Raw genomic sequence first — 20,038 nt, 5'->3', positions numbered from 1 at the left:
CAGGCATGAAACATGCGCAAGCTTTCATGCCTGCAAGCCCAGCTTGGCTTTACACTCTTGCCATGATTTCCTTCCCTACAGCCAATAATGCGGTGCCCGTGCTGGGCCTGGGCATCGACGCGGGCGGCACGCAGACGCGCTGGGCCCTGGCCACTGCGGATGGCGTCATCGTGGCCGACGGCGCCGTGGAAGGCTTGTCTGCCTTGCAAATGAGCAGCGACGCGGGCCGCGCAGCCGTGCACGCCGCGTTTGCCAGGCTATGCCAGGTCGTGCTGGCTGTCGGCCGGCCGCGTGCCGTGGTGGCGGGCTTGACGGGATTTGGCGGCGACGACGCTGTGCTGGCGCAAACGCTGGCCACCCTGCTGGCGCTGGACGCCGCCCACGTCCGCGTGGGCAACGATATCGACATCGCCTACCGCGACAGTTTTGAACCAGGCCAGGGTTATCTGGTCTACGCTGGCACGGGCTCGATCGCCGCCTGGATCGATGCGGATGGCGTGTTTCACCGGGCGGGCGGGCGCGGCGTGCTGCTTGACGATGGCGGCGGCGGCTACTGGATCGCCCGCGAAGCCTTGCGCCACATCTGGCGCCGCGAAGACGAGGCGCCCGGCAGCTGGCAAGGCTCGCCCATGGCCGAGGCCGTTTTCGCGCATATCGGCGGTAGCGATTGGTCGCTGTCGCGCGCCTTCATGTATGGCCAGGACCGGGGCGCCATCGGCCGGCTGGCGCTGGCCGTGGCCGCCAGTGCGGATGCCGACCCGCTGGCGCTGGACATCTTGCAGCGTGCGGGACAGGAACTTGCGCGTCTGGCGCTGGCCCTGACGGCGCGCTACGGCCCCCGTCCCGTGGTGCTGGCGGGGCGCGCGGCGCAGTTGCACCCGGCTATCGCCACTGCCATGCGCGCCGCTTTGCCTGTATCGTTGCAGATGGAGCAAAAAGTTGCCCGCTCGCATGAGGCCGCGGCCAAGCTGGCAGCCAGGACGGCCAGCTTGTATGCCGGCAAAGACTGACTATTTTATTAACCCGAACATGGATCTTTCATGAAAAAAATCGCCCTCGCCCTGCTGGTGGCCCTGCTCTCCGCCTGTAGCACGCCCGCGCCGCACCTCGACCATAGCTTGACGGCGCGCAGCCAGAGCCCGCGCGTGAAATTCATCGTCATCCATTACACGGTCAGCGACTTGCCCCGCTCGATCAAGATCCTGACGGAACAAGTCGTCAGCAGCCATTATTTGCTGACCGACACGGACAAGCCGAAGTTTTACGTCTTGGTCGACGAATCGCGCCAGGCCAATCACGCGGGTGTGAGTAACTGGAAGACTTATACACAGTTGAATGTCAGCTCGATCGGCATCGAGATCGTCAACCCCGGCTACAAGGACACGCCGGAAGGCCGCCTCTGGTATCCGTTTCCGCAGGCACAGATCGATGAGCTGATTCCGCTGCTGAAAGATATCCAGGCCCGCTACAACATCGCGCCGGAAAACATCCTGGGCCATAACGAGATCGCCCCGCAGCGCAAGCAGGATCCGGGCCCCCTGTTCCCATGGCGCCAGTTGGCCGATGCGGGCCTGATCGTCTGGCCGGACGCGAACCGTGTGGCCGCGCAGCGCCTTATTTTTGAGCAGCAAGTGCCGGACGCCGTCTGGTTCCAGAAAAAGCTGGCCCAGCACGGCTATGCAACGCCGAATACGGGCATCTTCGATGAAGCTACGCGCAATGTGCTGATCGCCTTCCAGATGAAATACCGCAACACATTGTTTGACGGCACGCCCGATGGCGAAACGGCGGCCCTGCTGGAAGTGCTGACGACGCCGGCCCCAGCGGTTGCAACACCTGCTGTTGCAACAAAGTAGCATGGCCGTTCCAGCCCATGACTTTTTCTTATATGCTAAACGTTGACGGCCCAGGTGGCCACGGCAAGGTAAAGGAATAGCTCATGCGGCTGCGTCATATCGAAGTGTTTCACGCCATTATGCAAGTCGGCACCATCAGCGGCGCCGCCCAGGTGCTGCATATCTCGCAACCGGCCGTGACCAAGGTCTTGCAGCATTGCGAGTTGCAACTGGGCATGCCGTTATTCGAGCGCGTGCGGGGCAAGCTGTACCCGAAACCGGAGGCGCACCGTTTGTTTGTCGAGACGGAAAAGCTCAACCGCGATTTATTGGGCATTCGCCGTCTGGCGGCCAGCCTGAAGGGCCATGCGGTGGAAACCATCCGCCTGGTCTCCACGCCGACGCTCGCCATCAGCGTCTTGCCGTTCGCCATGACGGAGTGGCGGCGCGACTTTCCCCACACGCGTTGCCAGCTGGCGACCCACCATACGGGCGAGATCGTCAATACCCTGCGCCTCGGTGAAGCAGACCTGGCCGTGTCGCTGCAAGACCCGCGCCATCCGGGCATCGTGGCCGAACCGATCGCGCAGGGTGTCATGACGGTGATCGCCCCGGCCGGCACCTGGCATGCGGCCGATTGCGGCACACCGTTGACGGCGCATGGCCTGAATGGCGAGCTGATCGGCCATGCGGACAACGATCCGCTGGGCGAACTGGTGGTGGCCGCCTGCGAGGCGCAGGACATCCACCCCGTCTTTTCTACCGTGGTGCAAACCTATCAAATTGCCCGCTCCCTGGTGGAAGCGGGCGCCGGCATGGCCGTGGTCGACCCGTTTACGGCTGCTTCCGGTTCGCCCGAGCGCCTGCAGCGCCGGCCTTGGGCACCTACCATCCCGATCCAACTGTATTTATTGACGGCGAGCCACTCGCCGCTGTCGCATGGCGCGCGGCGCCTGGCAGACAGCATCGGCGTGGCGGCGCGTAATTGTCTGGAAAGAGGAGCATGATGTCTGTTGCAAGTTTGCAATTGGAAGCGGTCGGCAGCGATCCGCAATTTCGCCACCTGAGCACCATCGCCGGCATCGCCGTCGACTTGCGCTATGCCACGCCCGACAATTTCGTCGGCCGCGACTTATACAGCCCCATCGATTGCGCCTGGCTGCACCGCGATGCGGCCACGGCACTGGAGCAGGCCGTGGCCTGGCTGGCCGCGCATCGCCCCGATCATCATCTCTTGGTACTCGATGCCCTGCGTCCGCAGCGGGTGCAGCAGCAACTGTGGGATGCGTTGCAGGGAACCGAGTTGCTGGGCTATATCGCCGAACCGTCGCGCGGCTCGATTCACTCATTTGGCATGGCGCTCGACATTACCATCGTCGGCCCGGACGGCCGGGAACTGGACATGGGCACGGGCTTTGATGATTTAAGTGAGCGCTCACACCCTGTGCTGGAGCTGTCCTTGCTGGAAAAGGGAGAAATTACCGAGGAACACGTGGCGCATCGCCGTTTGTTGCGCGACGCCATGTTCCAGGCGGGTTTCTTCGGCATCAACAGCGAATGGTGGCATTTCGATTGCGGCGACCGGGTGCTGGTACGCCAGACCTACACCCGGGTACTCTGATTAGAAGACCTTTAATCCTTTCAGCATCACGATCAGGATCAATACAGGCGAGACAAAGCGCAGCAGGAACAGCAGCACATGCGCCAGAGTTCTATTCTGCAACTGGCCGTGATTGCTGATCGCCTCGATGAAATGCTGTTTGCCCCAGGCCCAGCCTGTAAACAAGGCAATCGCGATGCCGCCCACGGGCAGGAAGATATTCGATGAGACGAAGTCGAACAGGTCAAACATATTCAAATTAAACAGCTTGAAGTCCGCCAGGGTGCTGTTGCTCAGGGCGCATACGGAACCGAGCACGGCCAGCAGCAGCATGGTCACTACGGTGGCCTTGGTGCGCGTCCAGCCGAAGCGCTCATGGAAAATCACCACCGGTACTTCCATCAGCGACAGCATCGCGCCTGTGGCGGCCACGGCGGCCAGGATAAAGAACACCACCATCAGCGCTTGTCCCATCGGGATTTGCGAGAACACGGCCGGGATGGTGATGAACACCAGCGACGGTCCCGCGCTGGGGGCGAAACCAAACGTGAACACGGCAGGGAAGATGGCGATGCCGGCCAGCATCGATACGCCGAGGTCGGCCGCCATGACGCGCAGCGTGGTCACGGGGATATTCTGGTCGTCGCGGAAATAGCTGCCATAGGTCATCATCGTGCCCATGCCGACGGACAATTTAAAGAAAGCCAAGCCCATGGCCGTCAGCACGACGGAAGCCGTCAGCTTGGAAAAATCAGGACGAAACAAAAAGGCCAGGCCTTCACCTGCTTTATCGAGTGACAGGCTGACCGCACATAGCAGCAGTAGTAACAGGAACAGCAGCGGCATGAGTTTCTTGGCGATCGCCTCGATGCCCTTGGTCACGCCCAGCATCAGTATGCCACCGATAAACAGCAGCACGCCCCATTGCCAGAACAGCGACTGCAGGGGATTGCTGATCAGTGAAGCGAAGGCCGCTTCCGTCACCAGCTTGTCGCTGCTGAGGATGGAGCCATCGATGGCCTTGGCGATATACGCAAACACCCAGCCCACCACTTCCGAGTAAAACGCGACGATCAGGAAGGCGGCGATCATGCCGATGACGCCGACCAGCCACCAGGGTTTGCCCTTGGGCGCCAGTTGTTCCATGGTGGAGATCGGATTAACCTTGGCGCGGCGGCCCAGGGTGATTTCCGCGATCATCACGGGCAGGCCTACTAATAAGGTGGCGAGTAAATAGATGAGCAGGAAGCCGGCGCCGCCATTGGCGCCCGTCAGGTAGGGGAACTTCCAGATGTTGCCGAGACCGACTGCGGAACCGAGGGTGGCGGCGAGTACGCCGAAGCCAGTGGTAAAGCCAGCTCGTTTCAGGGTCAGGCCTGATCCTTGAGCTTGTTGTTTCATGGTGAATCTTCTATGGTGGGACGCGAATTTGCGCTGAGGGGGCGAAATTGTAGCAGTTGGCCGCAAATACCCCGGAAAAGCCTTGCTACTGGCGGGGCGCTTTGCTATAGTTCGCCTCCCCAATGAGACGCAGTTACTGCGGCACTTGAGGATCACCGGAAACGGCGATGAGCAGGAAAAGAAGGAGTTGACGGATGTAGTGAAATGCTTCATAATCTTCCTTCTTCGCAGCTGACAAACACAACGCTTTGTCGATAGCGCGAAAGTAGCAAATAAGCAGTACCGAATACAGTTCTTTAACAATTAACAGTCGATAAGTGTGGGCATTTGATGTAAGTGCAGCGTCAATCTTCGGATTGGCGTCTAACTTAAAATATCAAATGTTCACAAGAAATAATGAAATAGGCGCTACGCAAGTAGTGGCCTGTCAGTTTTTTGAGTGAGCGACCCGTCGCAAGACGGTGCCAATAAAATGGCAAAGTAACAGAGATTAAACTGAAGAGTTTGATCCTGGCTCAGATTGAACGCTGGCGGCATGCCTTACACATGCAAGTCGAACGGCAGCACGGAGCTTGCTCTGGTGGCGAGTGGCGAACGGGTGAGTAATATATCGGAACGTACCCTAGAGTGGGGGATAACGTAGCGAAAGTTACGCTAATACCGCATACGATCTAAGGATGAAAGTGGGGGATCGCAAGACCTCATGCTCGTGGAGCGGCCGATATCTGATTAGCTAGTTGGTAGGGTAAAAGCCTACCAAGGCATCGATCAGTAGCTGGTCTGAGAGGACGACCAGCCACACTGGAACTGAGACACGGTCCAGACTCCTACGGGAGGCAGCAGTGGGGAATTTTGGACAATGGGCGAAAGCCTGATCCAGCAATGCCGCGTGAGTGAAGAAGGCCTTCGGGTTGTAAAGCTCTTTTGTCAGGGAAGAAACGGTGAGAGCTAATATCTCTTGCTAATGACGGTACCTGAAGAATAAGCACCGGCTAACTACGTGCCAGCAGCCGCGGTAATACGTAGGGTGCAAGCGTTAATCGGAATTACTGGGCGTAAAGCGTGCGCAGGCGGTTTTGTAAGTCTGATGTGAAATCCCCGGGCTCAACCTGGGAATTGCATTGGAGACTGCAAGGCTAGAATCTGGCAGAGGGGGGTAGAATTCCACGTGTAGCAGTGAAATGCGTAGATATGTGGAGGAACACCGATGGCGAAGGCAGCCCCCTGGGTCAAGATTGACGCTCATGCACGAAAGCGTGGGGAGCAAACAGGATTAGATACCCTGGTAGTCCACGCCCTAAACGATGTCTACTAGTTGTCGGGTCTTAATTGACTTGGTAACGCAGCTAACGCGTGAAGTAGACCGCCTGGGGAGTACGGTCGCAAGATTAAAACTCAAAGGAATTGACGGGGACCCGCACAAGCGGTGGATGATGTGGATTAATTCGATGCAACGCGAAAAACCTTACCTACCCTTGACATGGCTGGAATCCTTGAGAGATCAGGGAGTGCTCGAAAGAGAACCAGTACACAGGTGCTGCATGGCTGTCGTCAGCTCGTGTCGTGAGATGTTGGGTTAAGTCCCGCAACGAGCGCAACCCTTGTCATTAGTTGCTACGAAAGGGCACTCTAATGAGACTGCCGGTGACAAACCGGAGGAAGGTGGGGATGACGTCAAGTCCTCATGGCCCTTATGGGTAGGGCTTCACACGTCATACAATGGTACATACAGAGCGCCGCCAACCCGCGAGGGGGAGCTAATCGCAGAAAGTGTATCGTAGTCCGGATTGTAGTCTGCAACTCGACTGCATGAAGTTGGAATCGCTAGTAATCGCGGATCAGCATGTCGCGGTGAATACGTTCCCGGGTCTTGTACACACCGCCCGTCACACCATGGGAGCGGGTTTTACCAGAAGTAGGTAGCTTAACCGTAAGGAGGGCGCTTACCACGGTAGGATTCGTGACTGGGGTGAAGTCGTAACAAGGTAGCCGTATCGGAAGGTGCGGCTGGATCACCTCCTTTCTAGAGTTTGCACGAATCAGGTAACTGATTCACACATCAAATGTTCACACTTATCGGCTGTTTAATTAAGAAGAAACAGTAGTCGTAGTAGTTCCGCGTTGGGGCTGTAGCTCAGCTGGTTAGAGCACCGTGTTGATAACGCGGGGGTCGTTGGTTCGAGTCCAACCAGCCCTACCAGCTAATTAGTAAAATCTCAGGGGGATTAGCTCAGCTGGGAGAGCACCTGCTTTGCAAGCAGGGGGTCGTCGGTTCGATCCCGTCATCCTCCACCACGTTTTACTCGAAAGTGCAAATGTAAGCCACGCCACCTTGGTGCTGGGTTTAGATTTGATCTTTTAGCGATCAAAGCTGTTTCGTTCTTTAACAATCTGGAAGAAGTAAAGATTATTTATTGATCAAGTCTATGCGTGCAGCAATGCATGAGGCGACTTGATGGGTAATGATTGTATGTATCAACAAACAAGCAACAACGTTGTACTTTCTTATCCCTGTAGCGCTCTTTCATTATGCAAATGATGAGAGGCTAACGTTATAGGGACAAGCGAATAAGTGCACATGGTGGATGCCTTGGCGATTACAGGCGATGAAGGACGTAGTAGCTTGCGATAAGCTGCGGGGAGTGAGCAAACACACTTTGATCCGCAGATTTCCGAATGGGGCAACCCACCCTTTTAGGGTATTGCATACTGAATACATAGGTATGCAAGGCGAACGCGGCGAACTGAAACATCTAAGTAGCTGCAGGAAAAGAAATCAACCGAGATTCCCAAAGTAGCGGCGAGCGAAATGGGAAGAGCCTGTACGTGATAGTCGGACTGATAGAAGAATCCTCTGGAAATAGGAACCGTAGCGGGTGATAGTCCCGTATTCGAAATCAGACCGGTGATACTAAGCGTACGACAAGTAGGGCGGGACACGTGACATCCTGTCTGAATATGGGGGACCATCCTCCAAGGCTAAATACTCGTAATCGACCGATAGTGAACCAGTACCGTGAGGGAAAGGCGAAAAGAACCCCGGAAGGGGAGTGAAATAGATCCTGAAACCGTGTGCATACAAACAGTAGGAGCGGACTTGTTCCGTGACTGCGTACCTTTTGTATAATGGGTCAGCGACTTACATTCAGTGGCAAGGTTAACCGAATAGGGAAGCCGTAGAGAAATCGAGTCCGAATAGGGCGATCAGTCGCTGGGTGTAGACCCGAAACCAAGTGATCTACTCATGGCCAGGATGAAGGTGCGGTAACACGCCCTGGAGGTCCGAACCCACTAATGTTGAAAAATTAGGGGATGAGCTGTGGGTAGGGGTGAAAGGCTAAACAAACTTGGAAATAGCTGGTTCTCTCCGAAAACTATTTAGGTAGTGCCTCAAGTATCACCATCGGGGTAGAGCACTGTTATGGCTAGGGGTCATTGCGACTTACCAAACCATTGCAAACTCCGAATACCGATGAGTGCGAGCTTGGGAGACAGACGTCGGGTGCTAACGTCCGGCGTCAAGAGGGAAACAACCCAGACCGCCAGCTAAGGTCCCAAAGATTGGCTAAGTGGAAAACGAAGTGGGAAGGCTAAAACAGTCAGGATGTTGGCTTAGAAGCAGCCATCATTTAAAGAAAGCGTAATAGCTCACTGATCGAGTCGTCCTGCGCGGAAGATGTAACGGGGCTAAGCCAGTCACCGAAGCTGCGGATATTGTTCTGTGATTTATCACAGATATATATGGTAGGAGAGCGTTCTGTAAGCCTGCGAAGGTGTCTTGTAAAGGATGCTGGAGGTATCAGAAGTGCGAATGCTGACATGAGTAGCGATAATGGGGGTGAAAAGCCTCCACGCCGTAAGCCCAAGGTTTCCTGTTCAACGTTCATCGGAGCAGGGTGAGTCGGCCCCTAAGGCGAGGCAGAGATGCGTAGCTGATGGGAAGCAGGTTAATATTCCTGCACCGTCGTATGATGCGATGGGGGACGGATCGCGGAAGGTTGTCCAACTGTTGGAATAGTTGGTTTTTGGCTCATAGAAGGCACTTAGGCAAATCCGGGTGCGGAATTCAAGGGGTTGAGACGAGTGCACTTGTGCACGAAGCAATCGGAAGTGGTTCCAAGAAAAGCCTCTAAGCTTCAGTCATACGAGACCGTACCGCAAACCGACACAGGTGGGCGAGATGAGTATTCTAAGGCGCTTGAGAGAACTCGGGAGAAGGAACTCGGCAAATTGGTACCGTAACTTCGGGAAAAGGTACGCCCCGGTAGCTTGATTGGTTTACTCCATGAGGGTGAAAGGGTTGCAATAAACTGGTGGCTGCGACTGTTTAATAAAAACACAGCACTCTGCAAACACGAAAGTGGACGTATAGGGTGTGACGCCTGCCCGGTGCTGGAAGATTAAATGATGGGGTGCAAGCTCTTGATTGAAGTCCCAGTAAACGGCGGCCGTAACTATAACGGTCCTAAGGTAGCGAAATTCCTTGTCGGGTAAGTTCCGACCTGCACGAATGGCGTAACGATGGCCACACTGTCTCCTCCCGAGACTCAGCGAAGTTGAAATGTTTGTGATGATGCAATCTACCCGCGGCTAGACGGAAAGACCCCATGAACCTTTACTGTAGCTTTGCATTGGACTTTGAACCAATCTGTGTAGGATAGGTGGGAGGCTTTGAAGCGGGGACGCTAGTTCTCGTGGAGCCAACCTTGAAATACCACCCTGGTTTGTTTGAGGTTCTAACCTTGGTCCGTTATCCGGATCGGGGACAGTGCATGGTAGGCAGTTTGACTGGGGCGGTCTCCTCCTAAAGTGTAACGGAGGAGTTCGAAGGTACGCTAGATACGGTCGGACATCGTGTTGATAGTGCAATGGCATAAGCGTGCTTAACTGCGAGACTGACAAGTCGAGCAGGTACGAAAGTAGGACATAGTGATCCGGTGGTTCTGTATGGAAGGGCCATCGCTCAACGGATAAAAGGTACTCTGGGGATAACAGGCTGATTCCTCCCAAGAGTTCATATCGACGGGGGAGTTTGGCACCTCGATGTCGGCTCATCACATCCTGGGGCTGTAGCCGGTCCCAAGGGTATGGCTGTTCGCCATTTAAAGTGGTACGTGAGCTGGGTTTAAAACGTCGTGAGACAGTTTGGTCCCTATCTGCCGTGGGCGTTGGAAATTTGAAGGGGGCTGCTCCTAGTACGAGAGGACCGGAGTGGACGTATCTCTGGTGTACCGGTTGTCACGCCAGTGGCATTGCCGGGTAGCTAAATACGGAAGAGATAACCGCTGAAAGCATCTAAGCGGGAAACTTGCCTTGAGATGAGATTTCCCAGAGCCTTGAGCTCTTTGAAGGGTCGTTCGAGACCAGGACGTTGATAGGCTGGGTGTGGAAGTGCAGTAATGCATTAAGCTAACCAGTACTAATTGCCCGTACGGCTTGTCCCTATAACCTTAGCAGGTACAGAGGATAAGACGGTACAACGTTGCGTGTGTGTTGATACTACTATTCATTACCCAATCTTTGCTTCTTCCAGATTCAGGCTTTGTGGCTCAACTGAGGACAAATGCCAGTACAAGTTATGCCTGATGACCATAGCAAGTTGGTCCCACCCCTTCCCATCCCGAACAGGACCGTGAAACAACTTTGCGCCGATGATAGTGCTGCAACCAGTGTGAAAGTAGGTTATCGTCAGGCTTGTTATTCGCAGTAGAGAAAAACCCGACTAGCAATGGCCGGGTTTTTTTTCGTCTGGCGGTTTTGTTTGGCGCTGGTGGTGCTGTCGGATGACGGCTTGCGGCCTAATCCGACCTACAATGGCGGTATGCGCATTCTGATCATTGAAGACAACCCCGATATTCTTGCCAATCTCTACGCCTATCTGGAACCGAAGGGCCATGTGCTCGATTCGGCCATGAATGGCTATGCCGGCCTGGCCTTGCTGGCCCAGCATGAATACGATGTGATCGTGCTCGACGTCATGCTGCCCGGCCTGACGGGACTGGAACTGTGCCAGAAACTGCGCAGTGAATTGCGTAATAGCACGCCAGTGCTGATGCTGACGGCGCGCGATACCCTGCAAGACAAGGTCGCCGGTTTTGATAGTGGCGCGGATGATTACCTGGTCAAGCCATTCTCGCTGCTGGAGCTGGAAATCCGGCTGAAAGCCTTGCTGCGCCGCGCGCGCGGGCAAACGACGGCGGCCGCCGTGCTGGCTGTGGGTGAGCTGCGTTTCGACACGGAAAAATTCGAAGTCCGACGCGCGGGCCAGACCCTGACCTTGACTAGGACCGGTTACATCATCCTGAAATGCCTGATGAACGAAGCGCCCAAGCTGGTGCCACGCGAGCTGCTCGAGCATGAGGTCTGGGGCGATGACCGGCCCGACAGCGATGCCCTGCGCACGCACATCCATGCGCTGCGGCAAGTGCTCGACAAACCGTATGCCTTTCCCATGCTGCGCACCATTCCCGGCATCGGCTATAAATTATTGAGTAGCGATGCGCCCGTTTAAATCGTTGAAGCGACGCATCATCGTTGCCTACCTGCTGTTTGCTCTTGTGGCGAGCATCTTTTTTGCCATTATTGCCGCCATCGCTGTCGAGGGCATCGAAGTGCGCCTGGTCGACGAGCGCCTGAAAGAAGTGGCGGCCTGGGCCTCACCCAGGCATGCGGCCGGCTTGTCTGTCGAAATGCCAGCCGGCTTGAGCTTTCATCACGCTGAAGATACGCCGTTGCCCTTGCGTGGCCTGGCGCCCGGCATGCACGAGAAAACCGTCGACGGTGTCGATTTGCACGTGCTGGTCGGCAGCGATGTGCATGGGGAATTCGTCGTCATCGATCATGCCACCGAGTATGAAAAGATCGAGCTGGTGGTGTACAGCATGTTTGCCCTCGCTTTTATCGGTTTCCTGATTTGCGCTTCGCTGCTGGGCGCCTTCATCGCCAATCGCTTGATCACGCCAATCATGTCGCTGACGCAGGCCGTCAAGGCCGGACAGGCGGCGTTGCCACTGCAGGACAGTGCCGATGAATTGGGGATATTGGCACGCGCTTTTGCCGAACGTACGGCGGAGTTGACCGAAGTTCTTGACCGTGAACGCTTTTTTACGGGCGATGTCAGTCATGAATTGCGCACGCCGCTGACCGTGATCACGGGGGCGGCGGAAATCCTGATGGAACACGGCGGCGATGACCCGCTGGTGCGCTCCGCCTCCGAACGGATCTACCGGGCTGCGCACGAAGCGAGCGACTCCGTGACGGTGCTGCTGCGCCTGGCGCGCGCGCCGGAATTGCTGGAGTGCACGTCACTCTCCGTGGCGGAACTGGCTCGCCAGGAATGCCTGCGCTGTCAATCATATACGGCAGGCAAACCGCTTACCCTGGTGTTCGCGGATGGCGAGGACTTTCTGGTCAACGCTCCGCGTGAATTGCTGGCCGCCGCGATTGGCAACCTGGTGCGCAATGCCTGCCAGTACACCTTGCAGGGAGAAGTGATCGTGCGCCTGGCCGGACGCGCGCTGATCGTCGAGGATACGGGGCCGGGCTTGCCCGAAGCAGCGCGCGCGCGGCTTCTGCATCAACCCGTACCGGCCAATCTGAGTGGTTCATCCGGCACAGGTCTGGGGTTGGGCCTGGTTCAACGCATCTGCCTGTATCTGGGCGCGGACCTGGCGTTCAATGTCCGCCCCGCTGGCGGCACCATGCTGCGGATTGATTTCATCTAAGCCGGCTTTTTGCGAGCACTTAACGAAAACTTAACGCCCTGTTGACGCGTAATTCATGCCGATACTTGTAAGGTGATTCTGGAAGCGCGTCTTGCCCCGTCCGTGTTGTGCACGGCGGGCAGCGTCATGTTCTCTTCATATTGACACTGTACGATGACTTCCATGGCTGCAGTCCTGTGCCGCCAGTCCCTTTCATCTCATCAAGTAATGTGTGCACCCATGCTGGCCAAGCTTAAACTCGTCAAAACTCCCAAAGGCATTGATAGCTTCCTGATGCTGTCAGCCATGCTGATCCTCTGGATCGGCAATTACAGCAACCTCGACCTCATGATCGCCGACAGTATGTTTGATGGGACGCGTGGGCAATTTGCCGGCGCTGACAGCGCGCTGGTGGGCAGTTTTCAGTTTGGCATGACCTTGCTTGGCGCCGCCGTGATCGGCCTGGCCCTCTGGGATACCTTGCGTCCGCTGGCCTGGCTTGCATCACGCCGCAGTGCCTTGCGTGTCGTGGCCCTGTCGGCCGTCTTGGTGCCGCCAAGCATCTATTTGCTCTCTACCTTCAGCGATGTGCCTTGCCCCACGGATTTGCTGCGCTATGGCGGACTGGAACCTTACGCGCGCATGCTGGATACATTACCCGCCAGTGCGTCTGCCATGGCTTGCCTGCCGGCGACCCAGGCAAACACTGCCTGGTGGATGCTGGCCTTACCATTGTTCTGCCTGCCAGCACGGCCACGCATGGCGCTTCTGCTGGCAGCGATCATGCTGCTGTGCGGTTTGGCGGCAGGCTGGCAGCAGCAGTTGCAAGGTACGCAATTTTTCACGCACACCTTGTGGTCTGCCTGGATCGCTGCTTTCCTGATATATCTGCTGCATCATTTGTTCCGGGCCGAGGACGCGTTGGCCTGAAACACAAAAGTACGTCACAATCTGCCTGTCTAGTTGTCGTTTCATACAAAAACAGGAGCACCATGAACGAGCAGATTGCGAGAGAAGTGGTATTGGTCCGTGCTATCGAAACGGCCGATCAGAAAAAAGAAGTCCTCAGCGAGGATGACCGCATGTATGCCAGCCGCAGCGCGCGTGAGCTTGCGCAGTGGCAAGCCTCGGGCAAGCAGGCCGAAGTCACTGGTGACGATTTCCTGCAACAGCGCTCCGAGCTGATCCTCAAACGCATCACCGAGCGCACCCCCGCCTTCGCTGCGTTTGCGAAGCGTCGCAACGGCATGAAAACCCTGGCGCTGACCTTGCCATTGCTGGCCCTGCTGCTGGGTGCCGGGCTCGACCGCATCACCGATCCGCACCGCGTCGACCTGCTGTCGGCGCCCTTGCTGCTGATCATCGCCTGGAATGTGCTGGTCTACCTGAGCTTGCTGATCTGGCTATGCATCCCCTCGCACTCCCTGGGCTGGCCAAAAGCTGGATTAGTACGCCACCTGAGCGTGGGCCGCCTGGCCTTGCCGCGCAAACTGCCGCATGCCCTGTCCTCGGGCTTGCTCAGTTTCATGGGGGAATGGGCGCACCTGAGCGCCAAGCTGACGGCCGCGCGCCTGAGCCGTACCATTCATTTGAGCGCCGCCATGTTTGCCATCGGCGCCGTCGCCTCGCTGTATGCGCGCGGTTTCCTGTCGCAATACGCGGCCGGCTGGGAAAGCACCTTTTTGAGTGCCAGCCAGGTGCACAGCCTGCTTTCGACCCTGTTTGCGCCAGCGATTGCCCTGTTTCATTTGCAAGGTTTTTCGCTGGCGGAAATCGAAGCGCTGCGTTTCCCGCAAACGACGACCGTGGAAGGTGGCGCGCGCTGGGTGCATTTGTATGCGGCAACGATTTTTCTGCTGGTCGTCGTCCCCCGCCTGATCCTGGCCCTGGTCAACAATTGGCGCGCCGCGCGCCTGGCCAAGCACTTTCCGCTGGATCTCGATCAACCGTATTTCCGCAAGCTCAATGAAAGCATCGGTGTGGCCACGGGCGGCATGCTGCGCGTCTTGCCGTACAGCTTTACTGTCGATGAGGCGCGCCACAAGGGCCTGGGCCAGTTGTCCATCATGCTGTTTGGCGAGCAGGGGCGCATGATGCTGCGTCCATCGACGTCGTATGGCGAAGAGCCGCAGGAGGTCTTGCGCGGTACCGACTTGAATGATCCGCAAGTCAATATCACGGCCGTGCTGTTCAACCTGACGGCGACGCCTGAAAAGGAAAATCACGGCGCCTTCCTCGATTACCTGGTGCAATCGTCGACACGCGGCATCGCCGTCCTGATCGACGAGTCCAGCTATTTGGAGCACGCTGGCGAGCAGGCGGATAACGGCGCGCGTCTGGCGGAGAGAGTTTCATTGTGGCAACATTTCTGCCAGTTCCATCAAACCACGGCCACCCTGGTCAATTTGCTCAATCCCGCCTTGCACCCGCTCGACGCCGGTGTCGGCTTGAAAGTATCGGCCGCAGCATGAGTGTGAATGTGAATAAAGATGTCCAGGATGAAGCGGTGCAGATTCAGTTTGCGCTGATTTCGCATACGAATAATGGCAAGACGACGTTGGCGCGCACCCTGGTGGGCGTGGATATCGGCGAAGTGCGCGACGCCGCGCACGTGACCGTGTTTGCGGAATCGCACACCTTGCTGGCCACGCCGCAGGGCGATGCCTTGCAATTGTGGGACACGCCTGGCTTTGGCGACTCCGTGCGCCTGCTCAAGCGTCTCGGGCAGTCGGGTAATCCCATCGGCTGGTTCCTGCGCGAAGTGCTGGACCGTTATCGCGACCGTCCGTTCTGGCTCAGTCAGCAAGCGTTGCGCACGGCCAAGGACGCGGCCGACGTGGTGCTATACCTGGTGAATTCTTCGGAAAACCCCAGGGATGCTGGTTACTTGCCGGCGGAAATGAAAATTCTCGAATGGCTGGGCAAGCCGGTGGTGGTCTTGCTCAATCAGATGGGGCCGCCGCGTCCGGGCAATGAGGAGCACAGCGAGCAGGCGCGCTGGCGCGAGCATTTACAGCAATATCCCATCGTGCGCGACGTACTGGCGCTCGATGCCTTTGCTCGCTGCTGGGTGCATGAACGTGTGTTTTACGAAGCCGTGGGCAAGTTGTTGCCACAGTCGCAGCAAGCCGGCTATGCACGTCTGTTTGCTGCCTGGCAAACGCAGAATACGGCACGTTTCCAGCAGGCCATGCGCTTGCTGGCCACGCAGCTGGCGGTGGCAGCCCAAGATCGCGAAGCCATCGAGCCCGTGTCCAAGGGCTTGTTGAAATCGGCCTTGCAAGTCGTGGGTATCGGCAAGAATGCTGAACAGCAAAGGCAAGAAAAGGCGATGGCCAATCTGGTGGCGCGGCTCAATACGCACAGCGGCGAAACGACGCGTGAACTATTGATCTTGCACAAACTCGATCCTACCGATGCGCATAAGATCAATAGCCGGATACGGGAAAATTTCGCCGTGCGCGCGCCGATCGACAAGGCGCAGGCGGGGTTATTGGGCGCCATGATTTCCGGTGCGGCGACGGGCTTGTCGGCTGACCTGATTTCCGGCGGCCTGACCCTGGGCACGGGCGCCTTGCTCGGCGGCGTGGTCGGTGCACTGACGTTTGCAGGCGCAGCCTGGGGTTTTAATTCCGGCACGGACCGCAACGAGCCCACCATGCAATTTACGGATGCCTTCCTGCGTACCCTGGTGGTAGCGGGTGTGCTGCGTTACCTGGCGGTGGCGCACTTTGGCCGCGGCCGCGGCAACTTTGTGGAAAGCGAAGCGCCGGCCTTCTGGCAAGATGAGGTCGAGCAAGCGGTCGCCCGTCATGACGCGGCTTTACTTGAGTTGTGGAAAGATCTGCGCCGTGAAAAATCGCCTGAGCAAGCCGCCGAGCGCGTCACCCCCGTGATTGCCGCCATCACCTCCGATACGCTGGCGCGTCTGTATCCGGCTGTGGCGCGCCTGGTGTAGTTCATCAACCTGTCAGGCATGGGCCTGCAGCCACTGCTGCAGAAATTGCACGCAGCCCCTGACCTTGGCCGAGTTCGACAGCCGCGAAGCGGTCACCGCCCCTGCATCGGCAGCCTGTTTTCCACATCCCATGCCATGCAATGTGGATATTGGGATTATGCATTTCCTGATTGTATTCTGATGCGGCGTCAGTATCATCAAGGCATCCATCTATCGACAGGAGAAGTTCATGCCCACACACAGAATCGCAGTCATCGCCGGCGACGGCATCGGCAATGAAGTCATGCCGGAAGGGCTGCGTGTTGTCGAGGCCGCCGCGCGCCGCTTCAATATCGACCTGCAGTTTACGACCATGGCATGGGCGAATTGCGACTATTACCTGGAACATGGCCAGATGATGCCCTCGGACTGGTTTGCCCAACTCAAGGATTTCGACGCCATCTATTTTGGCGCCGTGGGTTGGCCGGACAAGGTGCCTGACCATATCTCGCTGTGGGGTTCGTTACTCAAATTCCGGCGCGAGTTCGACGAATACGTCAACTTGCGTCCCGTGCGGCTGATGCCGGGCGTGCCGTGTCCGCTGGCGAACAAGAAGCCGGGTGATATCGACTTTTATGTGGTGCGTGAAAATACGGAAGGAGAATATTCCTCCGTGGGCGGGCGCATGTTCGAGGGGACAGAGCGCGAAACGGTGCTGCAGGAATCCGTGTTTACGCGCAAGGGCGTCGACCGCATCCTCAAGTATGCATTTGAGCTGGCGCAAAGCCGGCCCAAGAAACACCTGACCTCGGCGACCAAATCGAATGGCATCGCGATCAGCATGCCATTCTGGGATGAGCGGGTCGAAGTGATGGCGCCAGCGTTCCCCGATGTGCAATGGGATAAATACCATATCGACATTCTGGCGGCCCGCTTTGTATTGAGCCCTGAGCGCTTCGACGTAGTGGTGGCGTCGAATCTGTTTGGCGATATCCTGTCTGACCTGGGCCCCGCGTGCACGGGAACGATTGCCATCGCGCCGTCGGCCAATATCAATCCGCAACGCACTTTCCCGTCAGTATTTGAGCCAGTACACGGTTCCGCCCCCGATATCTATGGCCGGAATATCGCCAACCCGATCGGGATGATCTGGTCGGGCGCGATGATGCTCGATTTCCTCGGTAATGGCGATGCCAATTACACGGCCGCACATGACGCGATTTTGGGCGCCATCGAGCAGGTGCTCGAGCATGGTCCGCGTACGCCGGACATGGGCGGGGGCGCCAGTACGACCGAGGTGGGCATGGCGGTTGCCGAATTGCTGAAATAAAGCTTGCCGCCCGTGGACGGCTTTGCTATAGTTCGCCTCCCCAATGAGACGCAGCAGTTTGCGAAACAACGGGATCGCTGGAAACGGTGAGGGTAGTAAAAAAGAAGGTTGACGAAATGCTGAAAAAGCTTCATACTCTTCCTTCTTCGCAGCTGACAAACACAACGCTTTGTTGATAGCGCGAAAGTAGCAAATAAGCAGTACCGAATACCGTTCTTTAACAATTAACAGTCGATAAGTGTGAGCATTTGATGTAAGTGCAGCGCCAATCTTCGGATTGACGTCTAACTTAAAATATCAAATGTTCACAAGAAATAATGAAATAGGCGCTACGCAAGTAGTGGCCTGTCAGTTTTTTGAGTGAGCGACCCGTCGCAAGACGGTGCCAATAAAATGGCAAAGTAACAGAGATTAAACTGAAGAGTTTGATCCTGGCTCAGATTGAACGCTGGCGGCATGCCTTACACATGCAAGTCGAACGGCAGCACGGAGCTTGCTCTGGTGGCGAGTGGCGAACGGGTGAGTAATATATCGGAACGTACCCTAGAGTGGGGGATAACGTAGCGAAAGTTACGCTAATACCGCATACGATCTAAGGATGAAAGTGGGGGATCGCAAGACCTCATGCTCGTGGAGCGGCCGATATCTGATTAGCTAGTTGGTAGGGTAAAAGCCTACCAAGGCATCGATCAGTAGCTGGTCTGAGAGGACGACCAGCCACACTGGAACTGAGACACGGTCCAGACTCCTACGGGAGGCAGCAGTGGGGAATTTTGGACAATGGGCGAAAGCCTGATCCAGCAATGCCGCGTGAGTGAAGAAGGCCTTCGGGTTGTAAAGCTCTTTTGTCAGGGAAGAAACGGTGAGAGCTAATATCTCTTGCTAATGACGGTACCTGAAGAATAAGCACCGGCTAACTACGTGCCAGCAGCCGCGGTAATACGTAGGGTGCAAGCGTTAATCGGAATTACTGGGCGTAAAGCGTGCGCAGGCGGTTTTGTAAGTCTGATGTGAAATCCCCGGGCTCAACCTGGGAATTGCATTGGAGACTGCAAGGCTAGAATCTGGCAGAGGGGGGTAGAATTCCACGTGTAGCAGTGAAATGCGTAGATATGTGGAGGAACACCGATGGCGAAGGCAGCCCCCTGGGTCAAGATTGACGCTCATGCACGAAAGCGTGGGGAGCAAACAGGATTAGATACCCTGGTAGTCCACGCCCTAAACGATGTCTACTAGTTGTCGGGTCTTAATTGACTTGGTAACGCAGCTAACGCGTGAAGTAGACCGCCTGGGGAGTACGGTCGCAAGATTAAAACTCAAAGGAATTGACGGGGACCCGCACAAGCGGTGGATGATGTGGATTAATTCGATGCAACGCGAAAAACCTTACCTACCCTTGACATGGCTGGAATCCTTGAGAGATCAGGGAGTGCTCGAAAGAGAACCAGTACACAGGTGCTGCATGGCTGTCGTCAGCTCGTGTCGTGAGATGTTGGGTTAAGTCCCGCAACGAGCGCAACCCTTGTCATTAGTTGCTACGAAAGGGCACTCTAATGAGACTGCCGGTGACAAACCGGAGGAAGGTGGGGATGACGTCAAGTCCTCATGGCCCTTATGGGTAGGGCTTCACACGTCATACAATGGTACATACAGAGCGCCGCCAACCCGCGAGGGGGAGCTAATCGCAGAAAGTGTATCGTAGTCCGGATTGTAGTCTGCAACTCGACTGCATGAAGTTGGAATCGCTAGTAATCGCGGATCAGCATGTCGCGGTGAATACGTTCCCGGGTCTTGTACACACCGCCCGTCACACCATGGGAGCGGGTTTTACCAGAAGTAGGTAGCTTAACCGTAAGGAGGGCGCTTACCACGGTAGGATTCGTGACTGGGGTGAAGTCGTAACAAGGTAGCCGTATCGGAAGGTGCGGCTGGATCACCTCCTTTCTAGAGTTTGCACGAATCAGGTAACTGATTCACGCATCAAATGTTCACACTTATCGGCTGTTTAATTAAGAAGAAACAGTAGTCGTAGTAGCACCGCGTTGGGGCTGTAGCTCAGCTGGTTAGAGCACCGTGTTGATAACGCGGGGGTCGTTGGTTCGAGTCCAACCAGCCCTACCAGCTAATTAGTAAAATCTCAGGGGGATTAGCTCAGCTGGGAGAGCACCTGCTTTGCAAGCAGGGGGTCGTCGGTTCGATCCCGTCATCCTCCACCACGTTTTACTCGAAAGT

Annotated in this window: 11 protein-coding genes, 4 tRNA genes and 4 rRNA genes; 18 read left to right on the top strand and 1 reads right to left on the bottom strand. The window is 56.5% G+C overall.

What is annotated here, in order from left to right; all coding sequences use genetic code 11:
* Positions 1–62 precede the first annotated feature (62 nt).
* From FJQ89_RS18000 to FJQ89_RS17985, 4 genes are all read left to right on the top strand, one after another.
* The gene (locus FJQ89_RS18000) at positions 63–1,010 is read left to right on the top strand and encodes a BadF/BadG/BcrA/BcrD ATPase family protein (RefSeq protein WP_243136109.1); all 948 of its coding nucleotides are present in this window, start codon (positions 63–65) and stop codon (positions 1,008–1,010) included.
* Positions 1,011–1,040: 30 nt separating this feature from the next.
* Positions 1,041–1,856 carry an N-acetylmuramoyl-L-alanine amidase gene (locus tag FJQ89_RS17995; RefSeq protein WP_141171147.1) on the top strand — a complete coding sequence of 272 codons (816 nt, stop codon included), beginning with the start codon at positions 1,041–1,043 and terminating at the stop codon, positions 1,854–1,856.
* Positions 1,857–1,939: 83 nt separating this feature from the next.
* Entirely contained in the window at positions 1,940–2,842 is a 903-nt protein-coding gene (locus FJQ89_RS17990; protein ID WP_141171146.1) for a LysR family transcriptional regulator, read from the top strand.
* Positions 2,839–3,456, top strand: coding sequence for a M15 family metallopeptidase (locus tag FJQ89_RS17985; RefSeq protein WP_243136108.1), 618 nt, complete (start codon positions 2,839–2,841; stop codon positions 3,454–3,456). The genes FJQ89_RS17990 and FJQ89_RS17985 overlap by 4 nt, the downstream gene beginning before the upstream one ends.
* Here FJQ89_RS17985 and FJQ89_RS17980 read toward each other — a convergent pair whose 3' ends face one another.
* Positions 3,457–4,836, bottom strand: coding sequence for a sodium-dependent transporter (locus FJQ89_RS17980; RefSeq protein ID WP_141171145.1), 1,380 nt, complete (start codon positions 4,834–4,836; stop codon positions 3,457–3,459). It lies immediately after the preceding gene.
* 492 nt (positions 4,837–5,328) lie between these two features.
* Here FJQ89_RS17980 and FJQ89_RS17975 point away from each other — a divergent pair.
* From FJQ89_RS17975 to FJQ89_RS17905, 14 genes are all read left to right on the top strand, one after another.
* Positions 5,329–6,859: ribosomal RNA gene (locus FJQ89_RS17975) — 16S ribosomal RNA — on the top strand.
* A 100-nt stretch (positions 6,860–6,959) separates the two neighbouring features.
* Positions 6,960–7,036: transfer RNA gene (locus FJQ89_RS17970), tRNA-Ile, on the top strand.
* 19 nt (positions 7,037–7,055) lie between these two features.
* Positions 7,056–7,131: transfer RNA gene (locus FJQ89_RS17965), tRNA-Ala, on the top strand.
* 263 nt (positions 7,132–7,394) lie between these two features.
* Positions 7,395–10,280: ribosomal RNA gene (locus FJQ89_RS17960) — 23S ribosomal RNA — on the top strand.
* A gap of 137 nt (positions 10,281–10,417) precedes the next feature.
* Positions 10,418–10,530, top strand: a 5S ribosomal RNA gene (gene rrf / locus FJQ89_RS17955).
* Together the 16S, 23S and 5S rRNA genes with 2 tRNA genes alongside form the textbook arrangement of a ribosomal RNA operon.
* Before the next feature lie 127 nt (positions 10,531–10,657).
* Positions 10,658–11,347: a response regulator transcription factor gene (locus FJQ89_RS17950; RefSeq protein WP_141171144.1), complete on the top strand. Its 690-nt coding sequence runs from the start codon at positions 10,658–10,660 to the stop codon at positions 11,345–11,347.
* Positions 11,334–12,560, top strand: a complete 1,227-nt coding sequence (locus FJQ89_RS17945; protein ID WP_141171143.1) for a sensor histidine kinase — start codon at positions 11,334–11,336, stop codon at positions 12,558–12,560. Before FJQ89_RS17950 ends, FJQ89_RS17945 begins: the two co-directional genes overlap by 14 nt.
* A 219-nt stretch (positions 12,561–12,779) precedes the next feature.
* Positions 12,780–13,469 carry a phosphatase PAP2 family protein gene (locus FJQ89_RS17940; RefSeq protein WP_141171142.1) on the top strand — a complete coding sequence of 230 codons (690 nt, stop codon included), beginning with the start codon at positions 12,780–12,782 and terminating at the stop codon, positions 13,467–13,469.
* 62 nt (positions 13,470–13,531) lie between these two features.
* Complete coding sequence (locus tag FJQ89_RS17935; RefSeq protein WP_141171141.1) at positions 13,532–15,010, top strand: DUF2868 domain-containing protein; 1,479 nt, start codon at positions 13,532–13,534, stop codon at positions 15,008–15,010.
* Entirely contained in the window at positions 15,007–16,497 is a 1,491-nt protein-coding gene (locus FJQ89_RS17930) for a DUF3482 domain-containing protein (protein WP_141171140.1), read from the top strand. The genes FJQ89_RS17935 and FJQ89_RS17930 overlap by 4 nt, the downstream gene beginning before the upstream one ends.
* A 229-nt stretch (positions 16,498–16,726) precedes the next feature.
* A complete protein-coding gene (locus FJQ89_RS17920) occupies positions 16,727–17,806 on the top strand; it encodes a tartrate dehydrogenase (protein WP_141171139.1) in 1,080 nt (359 codons plus the stop codon).
* Between the two features lie 413 nt (positions 17,807–18,219).
* Positions 18,220–19,750 (top strand): 16S ribosomal RNA (locus FJQ89_RS17915).
* Positions 19,751–19,850: 100 nt separating this feature from the next.
* A tRNA-Ile gene (locus tag FJQ89_RS17910) sits at positions 19,851–19,927 on the top strand.
* 19 nt (positions 19,928–19,946) lie between these two features.
* Positions 19,947–20,022: transfer RNA gene (locus tag FJQ89_RS17905), tRNA-Ala, on the top strand.
* Positions 20,023–20,038 lie beyond the last annotated feature (16 nt).

The sequence above is a fragment of the Janthinobacterium tructae genome, from assembly GCF_006517255.1.
GTDB lineage: Bacteria > Pseudomonadota > Gammaproteobacteria > Burkholderiales > Burkholderiaceae_D > Janthinobacterium > Janthinobacterium tructae.
Note: the sequence above shows the minus strand (reverse complement) of the source record. Positions and strands in the feature narration are given on the sequence as shown.

Bases quoted from the DNA above. Each gene is read 5' to 3' on its own strand.
- FJQ89_RS17990 (WP_141171146.1), top strand. From the start codon at position 1,940: ATGCGGCTGCGTCATATCGAAGTGTTTCACGCCATTATGCAAGTCGGC.
- FJQ89_RS17940 (WP_141171142.1), top strand. From the start codon at position 12,780: ATGCTGGCCAAGCTTAAACTCGTCAAAACTCCCAAAGGCATTGATAGC.
- FJQ89_RS18000 (WP_243136109.1), top strand. From the start codon at position 63: ATGATTTCCTTCCCTACAGCCAATAATGCGGTGCCCGTGCTGGGCCTG.
- FJQ89_RS17980 (WP_141171145.1), bottom strand. From the start codon at position 4,836: ATGAAACAACAAGCTCAAGGATCAGGCCTGACCCTGAAACGAGCTGGC.
- FJQ89_RS17945 (WP_141171143.1), top strand. From the start codon at position 11,334: ATGCGCCCGTTTAAATCGTTGAAGCGACGCATCATCGTTGCCTACCTG.
- FJQ89_RS17950 (WP_141171144.1), top strand. From the start codon at position 10,658: ATGCGCATTCTGATCATTGAAGACAACCCCGATATTCTTGCCAATCTC.
- FJQ89_RS17930 (WP_141171140.1), top strand. From the start codon at position 15,007: ATGAGTGTGAATGTGAATAAAGATGTCCAGGATGAAGCGGTGCAGATT.
- FJQ89_RS17935 (WP_141171141.1), top strand. From the start codon at position 13,532: ATGAACGAGCAGATTGCGAGAGAAGTGGTATTGGTCCGTGCTATCGAA.
- FJQ89_RS17985 (WP_243136108.1), top strand. From the start codon at position 2,839: ATGATGTCTGTTGCAAGTTTGCAATTGGAAGCGGTCGGCAGCGATCCG.
- FJQ89_RS17920 (WP_141171139.1), top strand. From the start codon at position 16,727: ATGCCCACACACAGAATCGCAGTCATCGCCGGCGACGGCATCGGCAAT.
- FJQ89_RS17995 (WP_141171147.1), top strand. From the start codon at position 1,041: ATGAAAAAAATCGCCCTCGCCCTGCTGGTGGCCCTGCTCTCCGCCTGT.